At 69.4% G+C, this 19,404-nt stretch carries 21 protein-coding genes; 10 read left to right on the top strand and 11 right to left on the bottom strand.

The features are described from left to right. Window positions 1-122 precede the first annotated feature (122 nt). The 4 genes from EIZ44_RS18470 to EIZ44_RS18485 are packed head-to-tail and all read left to right on the top strand — an operon-like array spanning window position 123 to window position 5,161. Window positions 123-1,625, top strand: coding sequence for an ABC transporter substrate-binding protein (locus tag EIZ44_RS18470; protein WP_205673218.1), 1,503 nt, complete (start codon window positions 123-125; stop codon window positions 1,623-1,625). Next, entirely contained in the window at window positions 1,622-2,560 is a 939-nt protein-coding gene (locus EIZ44_RS18475; RefSeq protein WP_134730019.1) for an ABC transporter permease, read from the top strand. Before EIZ44_RS18470 ends, EIZ44_RS18475 begins: the two co-directional genes overlap by 4 nt. Beyond that, window positions 2,557-3,390 carry an ABC transporter permease gene (locus EIZ44_RS18480; protein WP_134730021.1) on the top strand — a complete coding sequence of 278 codons (834 nt, stop codon included), beginning with the start codon at window positions 2,557-2,559 and terminating at the stop codon, window positions 3,388-3,390. Before EIZ44_RS18475 ends, EIZ44_RS18480 begins: the two co-directional genes overlap by 4 nt. A gap of 1 nt (window position 3,391) precedes the next feature. Further along, on the top strand, window positions 3,392-5,161 hold the full coding sequence (locus EIZ44_RS18485) for a dipeptide ABC transporter ATP-binding protein (protein ID WP_134730023.1): 1,770 nt from the start codon (window positions 3,392-3,394) through the stop codon (window positions 5,159-5,161). Here the strand turns inward: EIZ44_RS18485 and EIZ44_RS18490 are convergent. The 6 genes from EIZ44_RS18490 to EIZ44_RS18515 all read right to left on the bottom strand — a co-directional run bounded on the left by EIZ44_RS18490 (window position 5,124) and on the right by EIZ44_RS18515 (window position 9,361). Continuing rightward, a complete protein-coding gene (locus EIZ44_RS18490; RefSeq protein WP_134730025.1) occupies window positions 5,124-5,732 on the bottom strand; it encodes a dihydrofolate reductase family protein in 609 nt (202 codons plus the stop codon). The two genes, EIZ44_RS18485 and EIZ44_RS18490, sit on opposite strands and share 38 nt — an antisense overlap. Window positions 5,733-5,835: 103 nt before the next feature. Further along, entirely contained in the window at window positions 5,836-7,062 is a 1,227-nt protein-coding gene (locus EIZ44_RS18495) for a hypothetical protein (RefSeq protein ID WP_134730027.1), read from the bottom strand. Window positions 7,063-7,101: 39 nt separating this feature from the next. Continuing rightward, the gene (locus EIZ44_RS18500) at window positions 7,102-7,581 is read right to left on the bottom strand and encodes a DoxX family membrane protein (RefSeq protein ID WP_200864202.1); all 480 of its coding nucleotides are present in this window, start codon (window positions 7,579-7,581) and stop codon (window positions 7,102-7,104) included. A gap of 103 nt (window positions 7,582-7,684) precedes the next feature. After that, window positions 7,685-8,152, bottom strand: coding sequence for a DUF3291 domain-containing protein (locus EIZ44_RS18505; RefSeq protein ID WP_134730029.1), 468 nt, complete (start codon window positions 8,150-8,152; stop codon window positions 7,685-7,687). A 32-nt stretch (window positions 8,153-8,184) separates the two neighbouring features. Beyond that, on the bottom strand, window positions 8,185-8,829 hold the full coding sequence (locus EIZ44_RS18510; RefSeq protein ID WP_134730031.1) for a helix-turn-helix transcriptional regulator: 645 nt from the start codon (window positions 8,827-8,829) through the stop codon (window positions 8,185-8,187). Window positions 8,830-8,860: 31 nt separating this feature from the next. Further along, window positions 8,861-9,361, bottom strand: coding sequence for a MarR family winged helix-turn-helix transcriptional regulator (locus EIZ44_RS18515; protein ID WP_134730033.1), 501 nt, complete (start codon window positions 9,359-9,361; stop codon window positions 8,861-8,863). A 123-nt stretch (window positions 9,362-9,484) separates the two neighbouring features. Between EIZ44_RS18515 and EIZ44_RS18520 the strand changes: the two genes are divergently transcribed. Together EIZ44_RS18520 and EIZ44_RS44745 are read left to right on the top strand one after the other, a co-directional pair. Continuing rightward, a complete protein-coding gene (locus tag EIZ44_RS18520) occupies window positions 9,485-10,414 on the top strand; it encodes an NADP-dependent oxidoreductase (RefSeq protein ID WP_134730035.1) in 930 nt (309 codons plus the stop codon). 91 nt (window positions 10,415-10,505) lie between these two features. Then, entirely contained in the window at window positions 10,506-10,679 is a 174-nt protein-coding gene (locus tag EIZ44_RS44745) for a hypothetical protein (protein WP_167754190.1), read from the top strand. 18 nt (window positions 10,680-10,697) lie between these two features. On the opposite strand, the gene EIZ44_RS18525 is transcribed toward EIZ44_RS44745, so the two are convergent. Continuing rightward, on the bottom strand, window positions 10,698-11,954 hold the full coding sequence (locus tag EIZ44_RS18525) for an alpha/beta hydrolase (protein WP_134730037.1): 1,257 nt from the start codon (window positions 11,952-11,954) through the stop codon (window positions 10,698-10,700). 96 nt (window positions 11,955-12,050) lie between these two features. Here EIZ44_RS18525 and EIZ44_RS18530 point away from each other — a divergent pair, with 96 nt between their 5' ends. The 4 genes from EIZ44_RS18530 to EIZ44_RS18545 are packed head-to-tail and all read left to right on the top strand — an operon-like array spanning window position 12,051 to window position 14,219. Continuing rightward, on the top strand, window positions 12,051-12,488 hold the full coding sequence (locus EIZ44_RS18530) for a MarR family winged helix-turn-helix transcriptional regulator (RefSeq protein ID WP_134730039.1): 438 nt from the start codon (window positions 12,051-12,053) through the stop codon (window positions 12,486-12,488). 52 nt (window positions 12,489-12,540) lie between these two features. Continuing rightward, the gene (locus tag EIZ44_RS18535; RefSeq protein ID WP_134730041.1) at window positions 12,541-13,194 is read left to right on the top strand and encodes a TetR/AcrR family transcriptional regulator; all 654 of its coding nucleotides are present in this window, start codon (window positions 12,541-12,543) and stop codon (window positions 13,192-13,194) included. A 7-nt stretch (window positions 13,195-13,201) separates the two neighbouring features. Beyond that, the gene (locus EIZ44_RS18540) at window positions 13,202-13,693 is read left to right on the top strand and encodes a pyridoxamine 5'-phosphate oxidase family protein (protein ID WP_134730043.1); all 492 of its coding nucleotides are present in this window, start codon (window positions 13,202-13,204) and stop codon (window positions 13,691-13,693) included. 25 nt (window positions 13,694-13,718) lie between these two features. Then, window positions 13,719-14,219: a nitroreductase family deazaflavin-dependent oxidoreductase gene (locus EIZ44_RS18545; protein WP_134730045.1), complete on the top strand. Its 501-nt coding sequence runs from the start codon at window positions 13,719-13,721 to the stop codon at window positions 14,217-14,219. On the opposite strand, the gene EIZ44_RS18550 is transcribed toward EIZ44_RS18545, so the two are convergent. From EIZ44_RS18550 to EIZ44_RS18565, 4 genes are all read right to left on the bottom strand, one after another. Next, on the bottom strand, window positions 14,210-15,400 hold the full coding sequence (locus tag EIZ44_RS18550; RefSeq protein WP_134730047.1) for an acyl-CoA dehydrogenase family protein: 1,191 nt from the start codon (window positions 15,398-15,400) through the stop codon (window positions 14,210-14,212). The genes EIZ44_RS18545 and EIZ44_RS18550 overlap by 10 nt on opposite strands. Window positions 15,401-15,406: 6 nt before the next feature. Beyond that, window positions 15,407-16,279 carry a TIGR03621 family F420-dependent LLM class oxidoreductase gene (locus EIZ44_RS18555; RefSeq protein ID WP_037812853.1) on the bottom strand — a complete coding sequence of 291 codons (873 nt, stop codon included), beginning with the start codon at window positions 16,277-16,279 and terminating at the stop codon, window positions 15,407-15,409. Next, on the bottom strand, window positions 16,276-17,880 hold the full coding sequence (locus EIZ44_RS18560) for a PQQ-binding-like beta-propeller repeat protein (RefSeq protein WP_134730049.1): 1,605 nt from the start codon (window positions 17,878-17,880) through the stop codon (window positions 16,276-16,278). Before EIZ44_RS18560 ends, EIZ44_RS18555 begins: the two co-directional genes overlap by 4 nt. Window positions 17,881-17,942: 62 nt before the next feature. Then, window positions 17,943-19,403 carry an aldehyde dehydrogenase gene (locus EIZ44_RS18565; RefSeq protein WP_205673228.1) on the bottom strand — a complete coding sequence of 487 codons (1,461 nt, stop codon included), beginning with the start codon at window positions 19,401-19,403 and terminating at the stop codon, window positions 17,943-17,945. Window position 19,404 lies beyond the last annotated feature (1 nt).

The following is a 19,404-nucleotide window of genomic DNA, read 5'->3' on the forward strand; positions in this document are numbered from 1 at the left end:
TCACTCTAAACGATTAGCTTCTCCACTTGTAGACTCTTCCCTCGCGTCGGAACTGGCCGTACCCTGTGGCGACGCTCGGCAAATCTAAACGCTTAGATTTCTGGCTTCCCTGGAGGTCCCCAGTGTCGCGCAGACCCCGATGCCTGCCAACCCTCCTGCTCGCCGTCGCGCTGCTCGCCGGCTGCAGCCCGCCGTACGACGCGGCCGCGGGCGGGCCGAATACGCTCCGCGTCGCCGTTTCCGCCGACGCGGGCGAGAGCCTCAATCCCTACGTCGGCACCCAGAGCCCGATCCAGGAGCTGCGCTCCTCCCTGCTCTTCGAGGGGCTCACCGCCTTGGACCCCGAGGGCAAAGCCGAATGGCGGCTCGCCACCGGGATGGCCTCGAACGCCGACCGGACACAGTGGACGATCACGCTGCGCCCCGGCGTGAAGTTCACCGACAGCACCGAATTCACCTCCGCCGACGTCGTGTCGAGCATCAAGTACCTGCGCGATCCCGCGCATGCCGCCCAGGGCCTGGCACTGATCCAGATGATCGACCCCGGTTCGGTCCGGGCGGTGGACAAGCTCACCGTCCGGGTCGGACTGACCGAGCCGTTCAGTCCGTTCAAGGAGATCTGGGCGAGCGTCCTGCTGCCGATGACCAAAACCGGTTCGGCGCCGGCGAAGCCGATCGGCACCGGGCCGTTCGCGGTCAAGTCGTTCGTGCCCGGTCGCGAGTCCACAGTGGAGCGCTTCGACGGTTACTGGGGCGAGAAACCGAAGCTCAGCGCGGTCCAGCTGATCGAGTACCAAAGCCAGCAGGCTCAGGCGAACGCGTTGCTGTCCGGGCGGGTCGACATCGCCTCGAACACGAGTCCGACGATCGCGAAGTCCCTCGTCGGCCGGGACGGCATCCAGTTGCTGGACAGCAAAGGGAACTTCAGCCTGCGGATCGGGCTCAACACGGCCGTCCCGCCGTTCAGCGACGTCCGGGTGCGGCAGGCTTTGCGGCTGCTGGTCGACCGGCAGCAGATCGTGTCCAACGTCTTCAGCGGCTACGCCCGGATCGCGAACGATTACGAGACCACCGCGCCCCCGTGCGCCGCGCCGGACATCACGCAGCGCGCCCCGGACGTCGCGGCCGCGAAACGGCTGCTGGCCGAGGCCGGGCAGACTGATCTGGCCTTTGCGATCACCACTGACGGCCTGCTGCCGGGCATGTCGGAACTGGCGCAGGTCTTCGCGCAGAACGCCGCGCAGGCCGGGGTGAAGGTGAGCGTCAACGTGGTCCCCACGCCGGAACTGCTGGCGAAATGGGGCAAGTGGCCGGCTTACGTCGACTACAACCCGGTCCCCTACCTGCCGTCCGTGCTCGGCTCGCTGCTGCCCGACCGGATCGGCAACGGCGCGAACTGGAACGACCCCGCGTTCGTGAAGCTCGCCGGGAAGCTGTTCTCCTCGCCCGAAAAAGACCAGTGCCCGCTCATGAACCGGATGCACGAGATCGAGTACACGAGCGGCCCGAACATCACGCCCGCGTTCTCCGACGTGCTGATGCCGCACCGGCCGGCCGTGCGCGGGCTGGTGCCGGACGTGAACGGCCGCCCGCTGTCGTTCCTGACCGGGGTGACCGTCGGATGACCGCGCGCTGGCTCGTGCGCCGGCTCGTGCTCGGCGTGCTCGTGCTGCTGCTGGTCTCGATCCTGGTTTTCCTGGTGACGCAAGCGTTGCCGGGCGACGTCGCCCGGATCGTGCTCGGCAAGGACGCCACCGGCGAGCAAGTCGCGGCGTTGCGGCATCAGCTCGGGCTCGACCAGCCGCTCGTGACGCAGTACGGCCGCTGGCTCGGCGGGCTGCTCACCGGCGACCCGGGAGTGTCGCTGCAGAACCGGGAACCGGTCTCGGAAATCCTCGGACCGCGGATCCTGAACTCGTTCACCCTCGGCTTCATTTCGATGCTGCTGATCCTCCCGCTCTCGGTGGTCGCCGGAGTGCTGAGCGCCGCGCGCCGCGACAGTTTCGCGGACAAGGCGTTCGTCGCGGTCACGTCGCTGAGCATGGCGCTGCCGCCGTTCGTCGTGGGCATGCTCCTGATCGCGCTGTTCGCCACCTCGATGCTCGGGGTGCTGCCGGGGGTTTCGGACATCCCGCCCGGCGATCTGCCGTGGTGGCACCCGGCGGAACTCGTGCTGCCGGTCGCCACGCTCGCGTTCATGGGGGTGATGTACTTGGGCCGCCTCGTCCGCGCTTCGGTCATCGACGCGCTGGACAGCGAGTACGTGCAGATGGCCGTCCTCAAAGGACTGAGCCGCCGCCGCATCCTGTTCCGGCACGCGCTGCCCAACGCGATCGCGGCGAGCCTGCCCGCCGCCGGTCTGGTCGCCGCGGTCACGATCACCGGCGTCGTGGTGGTCGAATACGTCTACTCCTACCCCGGGCTCGGCACGGCGCTGGTCAGCGCGGTGAACTCGCACGATCTGCCGGTCCTGCAGCCGTGCGTGCTCATCCTCGCGGCCACGTACTACCTGTGCAATCTGCTCGCGGACATCCTCGCCGCGGTAGGGCGGAGCCGATGAGCGTCTCGGTGGTGCGCCGCGCGGTCCGGACCGGACGCGCCCGGCTGGGGCTCGGTTTGCTTGCTGCTACGGCATTTATCGTCATCTTCGGCCCATTGCTCGCGCCGTGGCCGCCGACCGCCATCGTCGCTCCGCCGCTGGAGGGACCGAGCGCGGAATTCCCGCTGGGCACGGATCTTCTCGGCCGGGACGTGCTCAGCCGCCTGCTCTCCGGAGGCGGCACCCTCACCTGGATGACGCTGCTGGCCACCGCCATCGGCGTAGTCCTCGGCGCACTCATCGGCCTGACCGCCGCCTACCGCGACGGGGTCGCCGATACCGTCCTCATGCGTACGATGGACGTCGTGCTGAGTTTCCCGGAGACCATCTTCGTGCTGGTTTTCGTGGCTGCGTTCGGCCGGCACCCGCTGCTCACCGCGTCGCTCGTCGGGGTGGCGTTCGCGCCCGGCGTCTCGCGCGTGCTGCGTGGTGCCGCACTGCCGGTGCTCGACAGCGAATATGTGTTGTGGGCCAAGGCGAACGGACTGCCCGGGCGGCAGATCGTCCTCAGCGAGGTACTACCCGGGGTGACGTCGCCGCTGATGGTGGAGACCGGAATGCGGCTGGTGTGGGCGGTCACCGCGATCGCCTCGCTGAACTACCTCGGCTTCGGCATCGCGCCGCCCGCTCCGGACTGGGGGCTCATGGTCAGCGAGAACCAGGACGGTCTGGCGGCCGCGCCGCTGCCCGTGCTGGCGCCGATCGCGCTGATCCTGATGATGGCGCTCGGCGGCAACCTCGTCGCCGAGTCCGTCGCCCGGACGGTCAGCCGCACGGAAGAAAAGAGCTGACGTGAGCAAGGAAGTCGTGGTGTCGGGGGTGACCGTCGAGGCCGCCGGGAATCCCATCGTCCGGGAGATCGGCTTCGAACTCGGCCGGGGCGAGGTCCTCGGCGTGGTCGGCGAGTCAGGGTCCGGAAAAAGCACGCTCGCGCTCGCGTTGCTGGGCTTCGCCAGGTCCGGCGCGAAGATCACGGGCGGACAGGTCGTGGTCGACGGGGTGAATCTGCTTTCCTTGCCCGCCGCGGAATTGCGTCGTGCGCGAGGCCGGAGAGTCGCGTACGTGCCCCAGGATCCGGCTACCGCGCTGAACCCGGCCCTGCGTGTCTCGACCCAGCTGACCGAGGGATCGGGCCAGCTGCTGCCCCAGGTACGACAGCTGCTGGACACCGTCGGACTGCCCGGCGACGACGCGTTCCTGCGCCGCCGCCCGCGTCAACTGTCCGGCGGCCAGCAGCAACGGGTCGCCATCGCGATGGCCGTCGCCGCCGGGCCGCGGCTGATCGTGCTCGACGAACCGACGACCGGACTCGACGTCGCCACCCAATCCCGCGTGCTCGGCCTGGTCCGGGACCTGTGCCGGACCCGCGACCTGGCGGCGATCTACGTGTCGCACGATCTCGCGGTGGTCTCCGACGTCGCCGACCAGGTGATGGTGATGTACGGCGGCGAGGTCGTCGAACACGGCCCCGCCCGCGAGGTCCTGACCCGCGCCGCGCACCCCTACACGCGGGCTCTGCTGGCGGCCGTCCCCTCCGCAACCCACCGGCAGCGGCTGGTCCCCATCCGCGGCCGAGCGCCCGGTATCGACGATCCTCGTGCCGGGTGCGTCTTCGCACCACGCTGCGATCACGCCACGACCGCTTGCGGCACAACACATCCGGCGCTGACTCGCTCGGCTTCGGGCACTCTCGCACGGTGCATCCGCGCGGACGAAGTAGCTCAGACTGCGCGAAGCGTGCCGCGCGCACCCGAGCCGGACCCACCTGCCGCGGACCAAGCGGCGCTGTTATCGGTCTCCGGCCTGAACGCCAGCTACCGCGGACGACAGGTCGTCTTCGACGTCTCCTTCGACCTGCGGCCCGGCCAATGCCTCGCGGTCGTCGGCGAATCCGGCAGCGGCAAGACCACCATGTCGCGGTGCCTGGCCGGACTGCACACCGAGCAGCAAGGTTCGGTGATCTTCGAAGGCAAGCCAGTCCCGCCCGCCGCCGCCCGGCGAGATTCCCGTACCCGGCGCGAACTGCAGTACGTTTTCCAGAACCCCTATGGCTCGTTGAGTCCACATCGGACGGTCGAGGACGGTCTGCTGGTCCCCCTGCGGCACTATTTCGGCGTAACCGCCCGCGAAGGCCGCCGCCGGGCCCGCGCCGCACTCGACCGCGTCGAGATCCCCGCCCGGCTGGGCGGCCGCTACCCGGCGGAACTGTCCGGCGGACAACGCCAGCGAGTCGCGATCGCCCGGGCGCTGGTATGCGAGCCGAAACTGATCATCTGCGACGAGGTGACGTCCGCTTTGGACGTTTCCGTGCAAGCGTCCGTGGTGGAATTGCTGCGCTCATTGATGAACGACGGACCCTCGATGATCTTCGTGACGCATAATCTCGCGGTCGTGCGCAGCATTTCGGACGAGGTCGTCGTGCTCAGCGAAGGCCGGGCCGTCGAGTCAGGACGGACTGACCAGGTACTCGCCGCGCCGTCGCATCCGTACACGCGGAGCCTGCTCGCCGCAACACTGGAGGTCCCTACGAGCTGGCGCGGCGATAGCGGATGTGGGTGGTGAGCGGCGAATGCAGCACCTCGACGGGCTCGAAACCGAAGGATTCCACCCCGTCGAACATGCTCTCGCCCGACCCGAGCAGCACGGGCGCGATGTCGAGCGTGAACTCGTCGATCACCCCGGCGATCAGCGCCTGCCGAACCGTCGACGCCCCGCCGGCGATGTCGACGCCCCTGTCCCCAGCGGCTTCACACGCCGCTGCGTAGGCGGCGTCGAACCCGTCGGTGACGAAGTAGAACGTCGTCCCGCCCTCCATCTCGATCGGCTCGTGGTGATGATGAGTCAACACGAACACCGGCGCGTGATACGGCGGTTCGGCGCCCCACCAGCCGGACCAGTCCTCGTCCCAGTCGCCGCGGACGGGACCGAACATGTTCCGCCCCATCACATACGCACCCCTGGGCCGCATCAGCCACTCGCTGGCGGTCTTGTCGGCGTCGGTGGCGCGGGGGTCGCCGATGTGCCAGCCGTGCAACTCCACCCCCCGCTTGCCGAGCGGGTCCTCCCGGCTCTGCGCCGGCCCGGCGACGAACCCGTCCAGCGACATCGACATGTGACAGGTGGTGTCCGGCATGGCGGACCTCCCGAGTGATTGCGGTTTGCAAGCGGTTAGGAGGAAGATAGCACCGGGGCGGCGGGAACGCCATGCGTCGAGCGGGATCCGGTGCCGCGTCGGCTCAGTCAGCCAGCTTGCCCAGGAATGTGGTGGTGCGGTGCCAGGCGAAGTACGGCTCGGAAGCTTCCCGGTGCGCCCCGCAGCGACGACCGGCCAGGTGCTGCATGCGCAGTTTCAGGCTCCCGGCGGGAAGTTTGCCGAGTTCGACGGTCCGGATGCAGCCGGTTCCGTCGACCGTCACCCAACCCGCCTCGTAGAGGATGTCGCAGCCGAAGCTGCAGGCGAGCATGGCGATGTCGCGGAGATTCCGCCGTTCGTCGTCGGTGCAGGCTGCGCGCTTCTTCACGTGCGCGGCGACTAGGAAGTCCACCGGGAACTCATCCCCGCACAACGCACACGGCGCGGTGGTGCGTCCGTTGGCGAGCAACCGGCGGAGCTTGCGCTGCTCGGTCCGGACTTTGACCTGCGCCCGCACGTCCAGCTCGCCGTAATGGACGTCCGTCGCGTCGGGTTCGGCGGCAGAGCTGTGCAACGTCACCGTTGCCGGGGAGGTGGTGGTCGTGACATGCGGCAGAGTGGCAAGGACTGCCCCGACGAAAGCGCTCCGGTGACCGAGTTCTTCCACGGAAACCTGGATCTTGCCGCGCGCGGTGAGCACGTCCAGCCCGTACTGGATGTCGACGAGCGGGACGGCCTGCCCGCCCGGGGACCGGTCGGTGCCCACCAGCACCGAGCCGTCCTCGACATCGATGATCCGGTTCTCCTTGCCGGTGACCGTCCGGATCGTCTCGCCCTTGAGGCTGCGGAGCAGGTCGCCCACCAGGGCCTCGCTCGCCGAGGGTGCGGCGAGATCCGCCTCGAGCTGCGCCGCGTCGCCCGGCCCGCAACCCGGAACCTCCAGCCGCAGCTCGATCCGCTTCTGGTTGTTGCCCTCTTTCGCTGCGCCGTTTTTCAGGCCGACCCTCCCGGACGCCCGGGTGATCTGCCGCCGCACCTGCCCGATGTCGCGCTCTTCAGCCAAATGGATCGGAACCGGGACGATGCTGCGCTCTTCCTCCGGCAGGCGGGTGGCCTGCGACGACGCCACCACGCCGGAGACCACGACCGCTTGCCGGTCCCGAAGGCGGCGGAGCAACAACGTCAAGGCCTCGTTGTACTGATTGTTGCGCGGCTGCGGCCCGGCGCTCCGGCCGCCTGCACTCTCCATGACCAGGCTCAACCGCTCGCCGTCGGAAACCACGGAGAACTCCGCGTTCAGCTCACTGCCGTCGTCTTTGCGCGCAAACACGAGATCAGCTTTCCAGACCTGGCCTGCCGCCGTCGACGATCAGAACAGCGAACCCGCCCCGATCGCCGCGCATACCGACAAGAACAGTCCGCCCACCGCGAAGCCTAGGGGTTTCTGCCGCCATGCCGTGTGCCGGTCCAGGGCGTACCACCCCGGGCCGGTCAGCAGCAATGCCAACGCCATCGCCGCGAGGGTCAGTTCCAGTTCGAATCCCGGGCCGCTGGTGCCGAACAGGCCGCCTGACCACTTCACCCGGACCGCGCTGATCGCGACGCCCAGCAGGCCTGCCGCGGCGAGCGGGGTCAGCAGGCCCAGCGCCAGCAGGACCGCGCCGGCGACTTCGGTGATGCCGGTCAGCCAGGTCAGGAATTCGATGTTGTGGCTGAACCCGTAGCCGCGCAACACGTTCTCGAAATGTGCCATGCCCGCACCGCCGAACAGGCCGAAGACCTGCGTGAGCCCGTGCGCCCCCATCGCGACCGACAGCATCAGCCGCAGCACCAGCAGACCGAAGTCCAAGCCGCCATTCTCATCCGACCAACGGGACATGTTCGCCACGCCGGACACCCTAGCCATCCCGCGGGCCGGTCCCGGCGACCCACCGGACGTGTCGCGGAAACCGTCACGGCGCGGAGGCGGCGCCTTCGGGCAGATAGCTGTCCCGGAAACCGAACGCGCTCGGCGAGGGTCCCTTCTCCCGCAGCAGTTCCAGCCGCTCGACGGCCTCCTCGACCGTCGGGACCTGCCCGGCGGGCACCCACCACAACACCTGGAACGGCGCCTTCGGCAGTTCGAACCACTCCGACCGGCGGCGCAGCATGTCCAGATGGCCGCTGCGGTAGACGTAGTCCCACAGCGCGTCGCGGCTCTCCCAGACCGACATGTTCACCAGGACGTCGTCGCCGAGCGAGGTCCGCAGCGAGGTCGCGTCGTTGCCGCCGTCCTCGACCAGACGCCACACGAAGCCGGGCGCGTTGTCGGCGACCTCGTTCAGCGTGTCGAGCATCGACGTGAAGCCGTGCATCCGAGGGTCTTCGAGGGGATGTCTGAGGATGCCCACGTTGAGCTGGGCGAGGTGATGTTCCGTCACTCGTTCACCTCACCATCGCCGGACGTTCTATGTCAACTCTCATTATTTTTAGAAGGCTCGACAACGACGCAGCACAGCCCGGGGCGCGGATCCATCCGGGCGCGCAGGCCTTCGGCGTCGTCGAGCAGTCCTTCCAGCAGCGCCAGGTTCATGCCGCACACCAGCCCCGGATGCCGTTGCGAGAGGACGTGGAACGGGCAGTTGACGAGGCGCAGGACGTCGCCGTCCTCACGCGGTTCGTACCCGCGGGCGGCCAGCAGTTCCTTCGCGGCGGCGAGGTCTTCGACCGGACAAGCGGCGGCGCGGCCCTCGCGGCGGGCGGCGGCTTGAAGTTCGGTGTCGAGACGGGCGACTTCGGCGACCTCGGCCAGCAGGTCGGCGGCGGTGCGGTAGTCGCGCGCCGGGACGGAGAACTGGCGTTCGGCTCCGGACCGGCGGTAGAGCTTCGCCGGGCGACCGGCGCCCGGGCCCGAACGTCCGCTCAGCCGCTTGCTTTCCGTCTCCAGCAGCCCGGCGTCCACGAGTTTGTCGAGGTGGAAAGCGGCGAGCGTGCGCTGGATCCCGGCCCCCTCGGCCGCCTCGTTCCGGCTCACGTCGTGGTCCTGGGAGACCACGTAGTCGTACAGCCGCCGCCGGACCGGGTCCTGCAGGACGGCGATCGCCTCGATGTCTTCCACGCCGCCAGTCTAAGAACAACGACAATGCGCGTTAGAGGACGCCGCTCCCCTTCGAGCTCCTCCGCGTCGAGACCGACCGGGGCGGCTCGGCGCGCATGTGGTCGCGGACGCGGGTCATGATGCCGCCCAGCGCGTCCAGGTCCGAAGTGGACAGTGGAGCGAACAGCAACCGGCGGACGGCGTCGATGTGCCCGGGAAGCACCTTCGCGACCAGCTCCCGCCCGGCGTCGGTGATGCCGACGACGGTGGCCCGCTGGTCGTCCGCACTGGGGCCGCGGGTGACCAGGCCCGCCTTTTCGAGCAGGCCCGCCTGGTGAGTCAGGCCGCTGCGGCTGTACACGACGCCGTCGGCCAGTTCCGTCATCGTGAGCGGTCCGGCGGAGTCGGCGAGCCGGGCGAGGAGTTCGAACTGCACGTAGCTGAGGTCGCCCTCGGCCCGCAGTTGCTGGCTGACGGCGTGCTGCAGCAGGCTCACCGCCTCCATGAGTGCGAAATAGGTGTTGAGCTGCTTGGGCTCCAGCGCGTCCGCCATGCCGCCAGTCTAGATGCTTCGAAGTCGAATCATTGTGGCCGTCCTCACGTCTCCGCGACTTTGCTTCGATATCGAAGCATACTCAGAGGTGCTTCGACTTCGAAACACATTACGGAGGATGTCATGAAGGCAGTGCGCTACCACCGCTACGGCGGAAGCGAAGTCCTGGCGCTCGAAGAGGCCGAGCGGCCGACGCCCGGCGAGGGGCAGGTGCTCGTCCAGGTCGCCGCCACCTCGTTCAACCCCGTCGACCTCGGGATCCGGGCGGGCGGCCTGCAGGAGGTGTTTCCCTTGACCTTCCCGCACGTGCCGGGCATCGAGGTCGCCGGGACGATCGCCGAGCTCGGTCCCCGGGTCGACGGACGCCAGGTCGGCGACCCGGTCGTGGCCTTCCTGCCGATGAACGCCGACGGTGCGGCCGCCGAGTTCGCCGTCGTTCCCGCTGACGCGCTGGCGGCCGCTCCGAAGACGGTCGAGCTGCCCGACGCCGCCGCGCTGCCGGTCGGCGGATTGACTGCGTGGCAGGCGCTCTTCGACGACGCTCGCCTGCAAGCGGGCCAGACGATCCTGATCAACGGCGCAGGCGGGGCGGTCGGCGGCTTCGCCGTTCAACTCGCCCATCAGGCAGGCGCGACGGTGACCGCGACCTCGAGCCCGCGCACCGCGGAACGCCTCCGCGAATACGGAGCCGACCGGATCATCGGGCACCTCGACTTCGCTTCCGACGCCGGCGACGGAGCGCCGTTCGACGTCGTGCTCAACCTCGTGCCCACCACTCCGGAGGAGGCCGCAGCGCTCGCCGGCCTGGTCGCCGACGGCGGAGCGCTGGTCAGCACCACCACTCCCCCGCCGGAGAATCCCGGACGCGGCATCCGGACGGCGCGGGTGTTCGTCGCCAGCAACGCCGAGCAACTGGCCGAACTCGTCGAGCGCGTCGACGCGGGGACGTTGCGGATCACCGTCGCCGACCGGCGGCCGCTCGCCGATCTCCCCGCAGTGCACGAAGAAGCAGCCTCGGGACGGCTCATCGGCAAGACCGTCCTCATTCCCTGAAAGCCCCGGTTCGAGCCTGCGCCAAACCGGCCGGAGTCGCGCCGAGCCACCAACGCGGGTCCGCGGTTCCCTCGGTCGTACGGCCGTCGCGGTGGACGAAGAACCGCTCGTCCCGCCCGAGCGCATCGACGCCGGGACGTTGCAGATCACCGTCACCGACCGGCGGCCGCTCGCCGATCTCCCGACAGTGCACGAAGAAGCAGCCCGGGACGGCTCGTCGGCAAGACCGTCCTCACTCCATGAAAGAGTCCGGTTCGAGCGCTGACCCCAGCGCTCGAACCGCTCAGCTCCGGGCCTTCGCCAAACCGGCCGGAGTCGCGCCGAGCCACCAACGCGGGTCCGCCGTTCCCTCGGTCGTGCGGCCGTCGCGGTGGACGAAGAACCGCTCGTCCCGCCCGGGCGTGTCGAACTCCCCGTCGAGACCGCGCGTCAGCCACTCCGCGCCGAAGGCGAAGACCTCCGCTGCCGTGCCGCCCAGCGGGTGGAATTCGTCCTCGTAAACCCGCATTTCCTTGGGCGCACGGATCTTTTCGTAGGTCTCGAGCGCGCTTTCCACCGGCGTCAGCTCGTCGAATTCGCCGATGCCGAGCAGCACCGGGCAACGAATACTGGTCACGAGGTCGCCGAGCGGCATCTTCTCCTTCAGGTCGCGGTCGAACGCCGCTTCGTCGGTGTAGCCCGCCATATACAGGTAGTTGTTCTTGAAACTCGGCTGCGCCCGCTCGAAAATCGTCTCGAAATCGCCGGACACCGCCTCGAACGCGGCGACCGCGCGCAGGCGGGTGCCGGACATCGCCGCGGCGCGCAGGGCCCAGTACCCGCTCATGCTGATGCCGAACATGCCGATCCGGTTTTCGTCCACTTCGGACAGACCGGCGAGGTACGCGGCATAGGTTTCGAGGGCGCGCTCGTAGTTGTCCAGGGTCACGGTCAGCCCGCGCGCCCGCGTCTCCCCCTGCCCCGGTCCTTCGATGGACAACGCCACGACTCCGCGCGAGGTGTAGTAGCGCTCGGCCGCGAAGATGTAGTCCTCCTTGATCATGTCCATGCCGGGGCCGAGAATCACCGCCGGGGCACCGGAAACCGGCTGTGCCGGCAGGTGCAGGAGAGCGAAGATCTTGCCGCCCTCGAAGTCCAGTTCGACCCGGCGGACCGTGTTGCCCCGAAGCTCTCCCAGCCGCGCCACGCACGAATCGCAGCGTTCGCGGAACTTCGCCTTGCGTCCGTCGGCGGAGTCGAAGATCGAGTACTGCGCACGGCCGTACATCACCGCCGCCCGCAGGTACAGGTCCGACGCCGTCCGGCGGTAGCCCAGCCGCTCGTGGTGCGCGGCCCGCTCCTCCGCCTGTCCCGCGACGACGGCCCACGCCTTCGGCAGCATCGCTCCGGCGCGGACCATCGCGAACACCTTGTCGAAGTCGGCGTGATCGTGCCCGAGCTGTTCGAGCGTGCCCTTGCCTTCCGGGTGCAGCGCGTCGAAGCCGCCCTGCGCCAGCGCGATGTCCAGGGCCCAGCTCTGCCCGGCCGAACGTGTCGTCATGCCCGCCTCCTCAAATAACTAAGTACTTAGCTAATGTGCCACGGCTAGACTCCGCGCGGCAAGGAATGCGGCGGGCACCACAGGAGAGAAGACCCGATGGGCGACGAGGCGATCACCCGGCTGGCACGAGCCGCCTACCGGCTCAGCGCGGCCGATTCCCGGCTGCGCGGCCGCGCGACCCGCAGCGCCGAAGCCCTTTCGCTCGCGCACGCCCGCGCGCTCAAGAGCCTGGCCGAACACGGGCCGATGACGGTCAACCAGCTCGCCGGGCACGTCGAAACGACGGGGGCGGCGGTCACCCAGCTGGTCAACGGCCTGGCCAACGCCGGTTACGTCACGCGCGAACGGGCCGCCTCCGGGGACCGCCGCACGTCGATCGTCGCGTTGACCGACGCGGGCCGCCGCCGGCACGAGGAGCGCGAGCAGGTCCTCGCCGCCGGATTGCGCGAGCTGACCGAAGACCTCGACGAGCAGGCGATCGACGCCGCGGGCACGGTGCTCACCCGGCTGGCCGGGCTGTACGACCGGCTCTGACCGTCGCCGCAGCCTCTATCACGTGATTGAAACGGCTGATAGAGTCCGCGGCATGGGCAGCGAAGCCGCGCGGAGCCCCGCTCGCGGGGAGGCGACCGAGCAGCGCCTGATCGCCGCCGCGGAACGGCTTTTCGCCGAGCACGGCGTCGGCGCGGTGTCGCTGCGGACCGTGATGCAGGAGGCGCGGACGAACGTCGCGGCGATCCACTACCACTTCGGTTCCCAGGAAGGCCTGCTCGACGCGGTCCTGCGCAGCCGGCTCGACCAGGTGACCGGCGAGCGGAACGCGGTGCTGCGGGAATCCCCCGGAAAAGACGCCACCGCACGGGAATTGGCGCGCGCGTTCGTGCAGCCGGTGGTCGCGGTGCTCGAATCGGGCGGCGAATGCTGGATCCGGCTGGTCGGCCGGCTGCTGGCGACCGGCGGCGACGGGCTGGACGCGGTCGCCGAGTCGTTCTTCGAGCGCAACGCCGCGTTCGTCGCACAGCTGGACCGGCTGTGCCCCGGAGTCCCCCGCCGGACGCTCGATTTCCGGCTGTCCCAGGCGATGACCGTGACGCTGAACGTCCTCGGCGACGTCGGCCGCACCCGCCGCCTGCACGGGCCGGACGCGGCGGACTGGACCACCGGCCAGATCGTCGACGACCTCGTCGACGTCGTCACCTCGATACTCGCCGGCCCGCCCGGGGCCCGCCGCAGGAAGTGAGGAACCGATGGGAACCAACCAGCGAGCGCAGATCGAGATGAGCCCCGAGGAGGTGTCGGCCTACCTCGCCTCCCAGCGGACCGCGACGCTGGTGTCGCTCGGCCCCGACGGGCATCCGCACGCGGTCGCGATGTGGTACGCGGTCATCGACGGCGTGCTGTGGTTCGAGACGAAAGCCAAGGCGCAGAAGGCAGTAAACCTCCGCCGCGACCCGCGCGTCACCGTGCTGATCGAGGACGGCCTGACCTACGACGTCCTGCGCGGCGTCTCGCTCGAAGGGCGCGCCGAGGTCGTCGACGATCCGGACGCGCTTTGGGCGGTCGGGGTCAACGTGTGGGAGCGGTACCACGGCGAGTACACCGACGAGGTGAAGCCGATGGTGGAATTCATGCTCCGCAAACGGGTCGCGATCCGCGTCGACGTGGAGCGGGTCCGGTCCTGGGACCACCGCAAGCTCGGGCTCGACCCGATGCCGCTCGCCGGATCGACCGCCCGCTGACGCGTTCGCCCGCCAGGAGGTCACGATGGGCCGCTTTTCCCTTCCCGCACAGGCGCCGAAAGGCCTGGACTCGCCGGTGACAGCGGCGCTCATGAAGTACATGTCCCGGATCCAGGTCAAAGTCTTCACCCTGACCAACGGCCGGATCGGCCACAACTGGCGCGTCGGCGCGGGTTTTCGCAAGCCCGTGCCGACGCTGCTGCTGGACCACCGAGGCCGCAAGTCCGGGCGGCTGTTCACCACGCCGCTGCTGTACCTGCGTTCCGGCGACGACCTGGTCGTCGTCGCCTCCCAGGGCGGGCTGCCGAAACATCCGCAGTGGTACTTCAATCTGCGCGCGGAACCGGAAACCCGCGTGCATCTCAAGGGTCGCCGCGACGTCCCGGTCGCGGCGAGAGTCGCGTCGCCGGACGAACGACGCGAACTCTGGCCGCGGCTGGTCGAGCTGTACGCGGATTTCGCGAAGTACCAGGACTGGACGGAACGCGAGATTCCGGTCGTGGTGCTTGCCCCGCGTCAGGCCTGATATTCGCGGAGGAGGCCGCGGCTGATGATGGTTTTCTGGATTTCGCTGGTGCCCTCGCCGATCAGCAGGAACGGGGCCTCGCGCATCAGGCGCTCGATCTCGTATTCCTTCGAGTAGCCGTACCCGCCGTGGATCCGGAACGCTTCCTGGGTGACCTCGGCGCAGTACTCGCTGGCGATCAGTTTCGCCATCCCGGCCTCGACGTCGTTGCGGGCGCCGGAATCCTTCAACCGGGCCGCGTTCACCATCATCAGGTGCGCGGCCTCGACCTTCGTCGCCATCTCGGCGAGCTTGAACGCGATCGCCTGGTGCTGCGCGATCGGCTTGCCGAACGTCGACCGCTGCTGCGCGTACGCGATCGCCAGCTCGAACGACCGGATCGCGATCCCGCAGGCCCGCGCGGCCACGTTCACCCGGCCGACCTCGACGCCGTCCATCATGTACGAGAAGCCCTTGCCCGGAGCCTCCCCCAACACCTTGTCCGCGCCGATCGTGAAGCCGTCGAACACCGCTTCGGTGGTGTCGACGCCCTTGTAGCCCATCTTGTCGATCTTGCCCGGGATCGTCAGCCCGGGAAGCACCTCGCCGAACCCGGAGGGCTTCTCGACCAGGAACGTCGTCAGGTTCTGATGCGCCTTCTCCGCGCCCTCGTCCGTCTTCACCAACAAGGCGATCAGGTTGGAGGAGCCGCCGTTGGTCAGCCACATCTTCGCGCCGTCGATCACGTAGTCGTCACCGTCGCGCTTAGCGCGGGTCTTGATCGCCGCCACGTCCGACCCGAGGTCCGGCTCCGACATCGAGAAGCTGCCGCGGACCTCGCCGGTCGCCATCCGGGGCAGGAAATGCTGCTTCTGCTCCGGCGTCCCGTGCTGCTTGATCATGTGCGCCACGATGAAGTGCGTGTTGATCACCCCGGACACGCTCATCCAGCCGCGCGCGATCTCCTCGACCACCAGCGCGTAGGTCAGCAGCGACTCGCCCAGGCCGCCGTACTCCTCCGGGATGGTGAGCCCGAACAGGCCCATCTCCTTCATGCCCTCGACGATCTCCGCCGGATACTCGTCCGCGTGCTCCAGCGCCTGCGCGTGCGGGATGATCTCCTTGTCCACGAACGAGCGCACCGTGGACAGAATCTCCTGCTGCACATCGGACAAACCCGCGGTCCGGGCCAAACGAGCCATCAGGGGTCAGCTCCTCATCGCGGCGATGACGCGAGCGAAATCGCGCATCGCCGGTTCGGGCACCGTGACGTAGCTGAAGCCGAACGTCTTCCGGTGCTGGTGAAGGGTTTCCGCGATCTCCGCCGGAGGTCCGGAAAGGACAGTGGGCACCTGCGCCAAATCGATCGGTTGCGCCTCGAACCGGGGCAGCCGGTCGACTGCGGACTGGCGGTCGCCGTCGAGGGTGACGGCGTGGATGAGCAGGTTGAGTTCGAGGTCGTCGAAGCGGTGCGGGGCCGTTTGCCGCACGTGGTCCACGCGAGCGGCGAGCGCGTCCGCGCCGAGGAACCGGAGCATGCCGGGGCGTTGCCCGGGTGCGGCCCCGCTGAACGCGACGATGTCGGCATGTTCAGCGGCGATCCGCAGGACCCGGTCGCCGTTGCCCGCTACGCACAACGGCGGCCGCCGGACCGGGCTCGGGCGGTGGTCCGGGTCGGCGAGAAGCCGCCCCACCTCCAGCACGGTGCGCTCGAGGTGGTCGACCCGTTCGGACGCGCTGCGCCACGGAATCCCGGCACGGTCGAATTCCGCTTTGACGTAGCCGGTTCCGAGCGCGACCTCGAGGCGTCCGTCGAGCAGCGCGTCCGTTCCGGCGAGGTCGCGGGCCAGCAGCACCGCGTTGTAGAACCCGGAGTTGAGCACGAACACCGCGAGCTGCGGCCGGGTGGTGGCTTCGGCCGCCGAAACAAGCGCGGGCAACGGCGCTGGCATGCCCAGGTGGTCGGCGACCGCGATGACGTCGTAGCCGAGGTCTTCGGCTTCACGGCACCGCGCCTGCCATTCCGCGCGCGAGGACGGCGTGAGCAGGTTGACTCCGAACCGGAACTCCCGTGCGGTCATCCGCGGGTCTTCCGGATCGCGTCGACGGCGTTGTGCCGGTCCGCAGCGACGTAGACAGTCCCGTCGGAGCCGAGCGCGAGACCGCCGGAGCGGGCGTACGGGACGTCCAGGTAGCCGACGTCGAGTCCGGTCGCCAGCACCTCGGTTTTTCCTTGCCGGTTCACCGAAAGCACGCGGTGACCGGTGGCGTCGAGGACGACAGCCGTTCCGTCCGGCCGGACCGTGACGGCCCGCAGTCCGCCGAGTCCGGCAGCTCGTTCGACGACCTTTCCGGAGGCGGGTTCGACCTCGAGGAGACGGCCGCGAGCATCCGCGACCAGAACTGTCGCGCGCTTCGTGACGGCAAGACCCGTTGGTGCGCCGAGGTTTTCGACCAGCGGACGGATTTCCTCGCCGACGACGCGCAGCAGCCTGCCCTTCGCGGGTTCGGAAATCACCAGGCTGCCGTCGGACAGTTCGACGGCATCCGCGGGATTGTCGAGACCGTGCACTTCTCGGACAACCTTCCCCGTGCGGCGGTCCACCACCTGGACGGACCCGATCAGCTCCGAGGTGAGCACGAAATGCCCCGCGGTGACGCTGATCCCGGACGGAAACTCCAGCGAGGACGACAGCCGACGCTGGATTTCGCCGACCGCACCGGTGCGCGGGTCCACGGTGCGCAGCGCGGTCGCGTCCGCGATATAGAGCATCCGCCCGTCGGATGCGAGATCCGCGGGGAACGCCAGTCGGCTGGACGTAATGACCGTGACAGCGCCGGTGTTCAGGTCCACTCGGGAGACGGAACTGTCGGCCATGTTGCTGACATAAGCGTCCCCACGGGAGTCGATGATCATGTTGTCGTCCGCGGCGGGCAGCATCGCCACGGTGTATTTGGTGCCGTCCGGGTCGATCCGGGCCAGCTGACCGGTCGCGCCGTCGAGCGCGTAGAGGCGGTTCCGCGGATCGAAGCGGACGGACACCGGCTGCCGGAATCCTTGGGCCAGCACCGAAATCGCTCCGGTTCGCGGATCGACCCGGGCTACTTCCCCGTACTTCGACCGCGGCGCGTAGATCATGCCGTCCGGGCCGAAGGCGAACGCGTTCAGCCCGCCCGGATCGCGCACGACGAGGCGGGGCGCGGCCTGACCGGCCAGGTCGATCTCCCAGAGCGCGTCGGCGAAGGTCAGCTGCCCGACGTACAGGTGCTTGCCGGACCGGTCGAACGCGATGGAGTTGACGCCGGGCAGGTCGCGGGCGACGGTGCGGATCCGGCCGTCCGGCGCGCGGCCTTTCACCACGCCGCCGACCGGGTCGGTCCACAGGATTTCGCCGGAGGGGGCCACCGCGAGGTCGTCGGAACGGCCGTCGCGCGGGCCGACGAGGGTGTGGTTCCGTCCGGTGCGCGGGTCCACCGCGGAAATAGTTTCGCTGGCGAGGCTGGCGGTGAGCAGGTCGCCGTTCGGGGCGAGGGCGATGCCGTTCGGCGAGTGCAGCGTGGTGCCGCTGACCAGCCGCTGGACCCGGTAGCGGGTGGCGGCGGCAGCGTCCGGGACAGCAGTAAGGGGCAGGACAAGCGCGAGGGCGAGCGCGACAGTGCGCAGGCGGCGAACAGGGGGCACGGGTCTTCTCCTCCGCGGTCGGTCCCCGGGGCCGCACGGTGCGGCCCCGGGGCGGCGCTGGGTCAGAGCTGGGCGGCGCTGGCGTAGACGGACTGGAATTCCAGGTAGCTGTCGAGCGCCTCGGGCCCGAGTTCGCGGCCGACGCCGCTGCCCTTCATCCCGCCGAACGGCGCGCCGAGGTCCTGGAGGTAGTAGTTGAGGCCGATGGTCCCGGTCCGCACGCGGCGGGCGAGGGCGAGGCCGCGGTCTTCGTCGGCGGTCCAGACCGAGCCGCCGAGCCCGTATTCGCTGTCGTTGGCGAGGCGGACCGCGTCGTCCTCGTCCTCGTAGGGGGTGATGGTGACGACCGGGCCGAAGATCTCCTCCTGCGCGATCCGTTCGCGGTTGTCCACGTCGGCGAACACCGTCGGCTCCACGAACCAGCCGCGGGACAGCGCGGCGGGACGGCCGCCGCCCGCCACCAGCCGGGCGGCGGAGGCGCGGCCCAGTTCGAGGTAGCCGAGAACCCGGTCGAGCTGTGCCTTGCTGGCCATCGGACCGCACGTGACGGCCGGGTCGAGCGGATCGCCCAGCACCATTTCGCGCGCGTACTGCGCGACCGCGTCGACCACCTCGGCGTAGCGCGAGCGCGGGGCGAGAATCCGGGACTGGACGGTGCAGGTCTGGCCGTTGTTCTGGAAGCAGGCGTTGTCGAGACCGGCGACGAAGGTGTCGAGGTCCGCGTCGTCCAGCACGATGGCCGCCGACTTCCCGCCCAGTTCCAGCGTGCACCGGCGGATCAGCCGCCCGCATTCCGCGCCGATGGTCCGTCCCGCGGCGGTGGATCCGGTGAACGCGACCTTGTCCACCAGCGGGTGGGACACCAGCGACGCACCGGCTTCGCGACCGGCGACCACGATGTTGAGCACGCCCGGCGGCAGCCCGGCTTCCGCGGCGGCGTCGGCGAAAACGTACCCGTCGAGCGCGGTTTCCGGCGACGGCTTGAGCACCACGGTGCAGCCCGCGGCGAGCGCCGGCGCGATCTTCATCATCGCGAGCACCTGCGGGTAGTTCCACGGCGTGATCGCAGCGACCACGCCTACGGGCGCGCGCCGCACGACCGTCGATCCGGACGCGCTCGGCCGGATTTCCTCCAGCTGCGTCGCCTCGATCTGGTCGGCATACATGTTCAGCAGCCCGGCCGGCGCGTCCCCGTTGAAGGCGTTCGACAGCCCGATCGGCATGCCGTTCTCCCGGCTGACGAGCGTGGCGGTGTCGGCGGAGCGGGCCGCCAAAGCCGCGGCGAACCGGCGCATCGTCGCCGCGCGTTCCGCAGCGGTGGTCCGGCCCCACGGACCCTCGTCCAGCGCGCGGCGGGCGGCCCGGACGGCGGCGTCGATGTCAGCGGCGGAACCCAGTGCGGCGCGGCCGAGCGGTTTCTCGGTGGCGGCTTCCAGCGCGAGGTGGGTTTCGGTGCCCTTCGGCTCGGTCCAGGTGCCGTCGATGAAGAACCGGGTGCGGTCGAGGGCGATGCTCGAATCGATG

Source organism: Amycolatopsis nivea, assembly GCF_004522235.1.
GTDB lineage: Bacteria > Actinomycetota > Actinomycetes > Mycobacteriales > Pseudonocardiaceae > Amycolatopsis > Amycolatopsis nivea.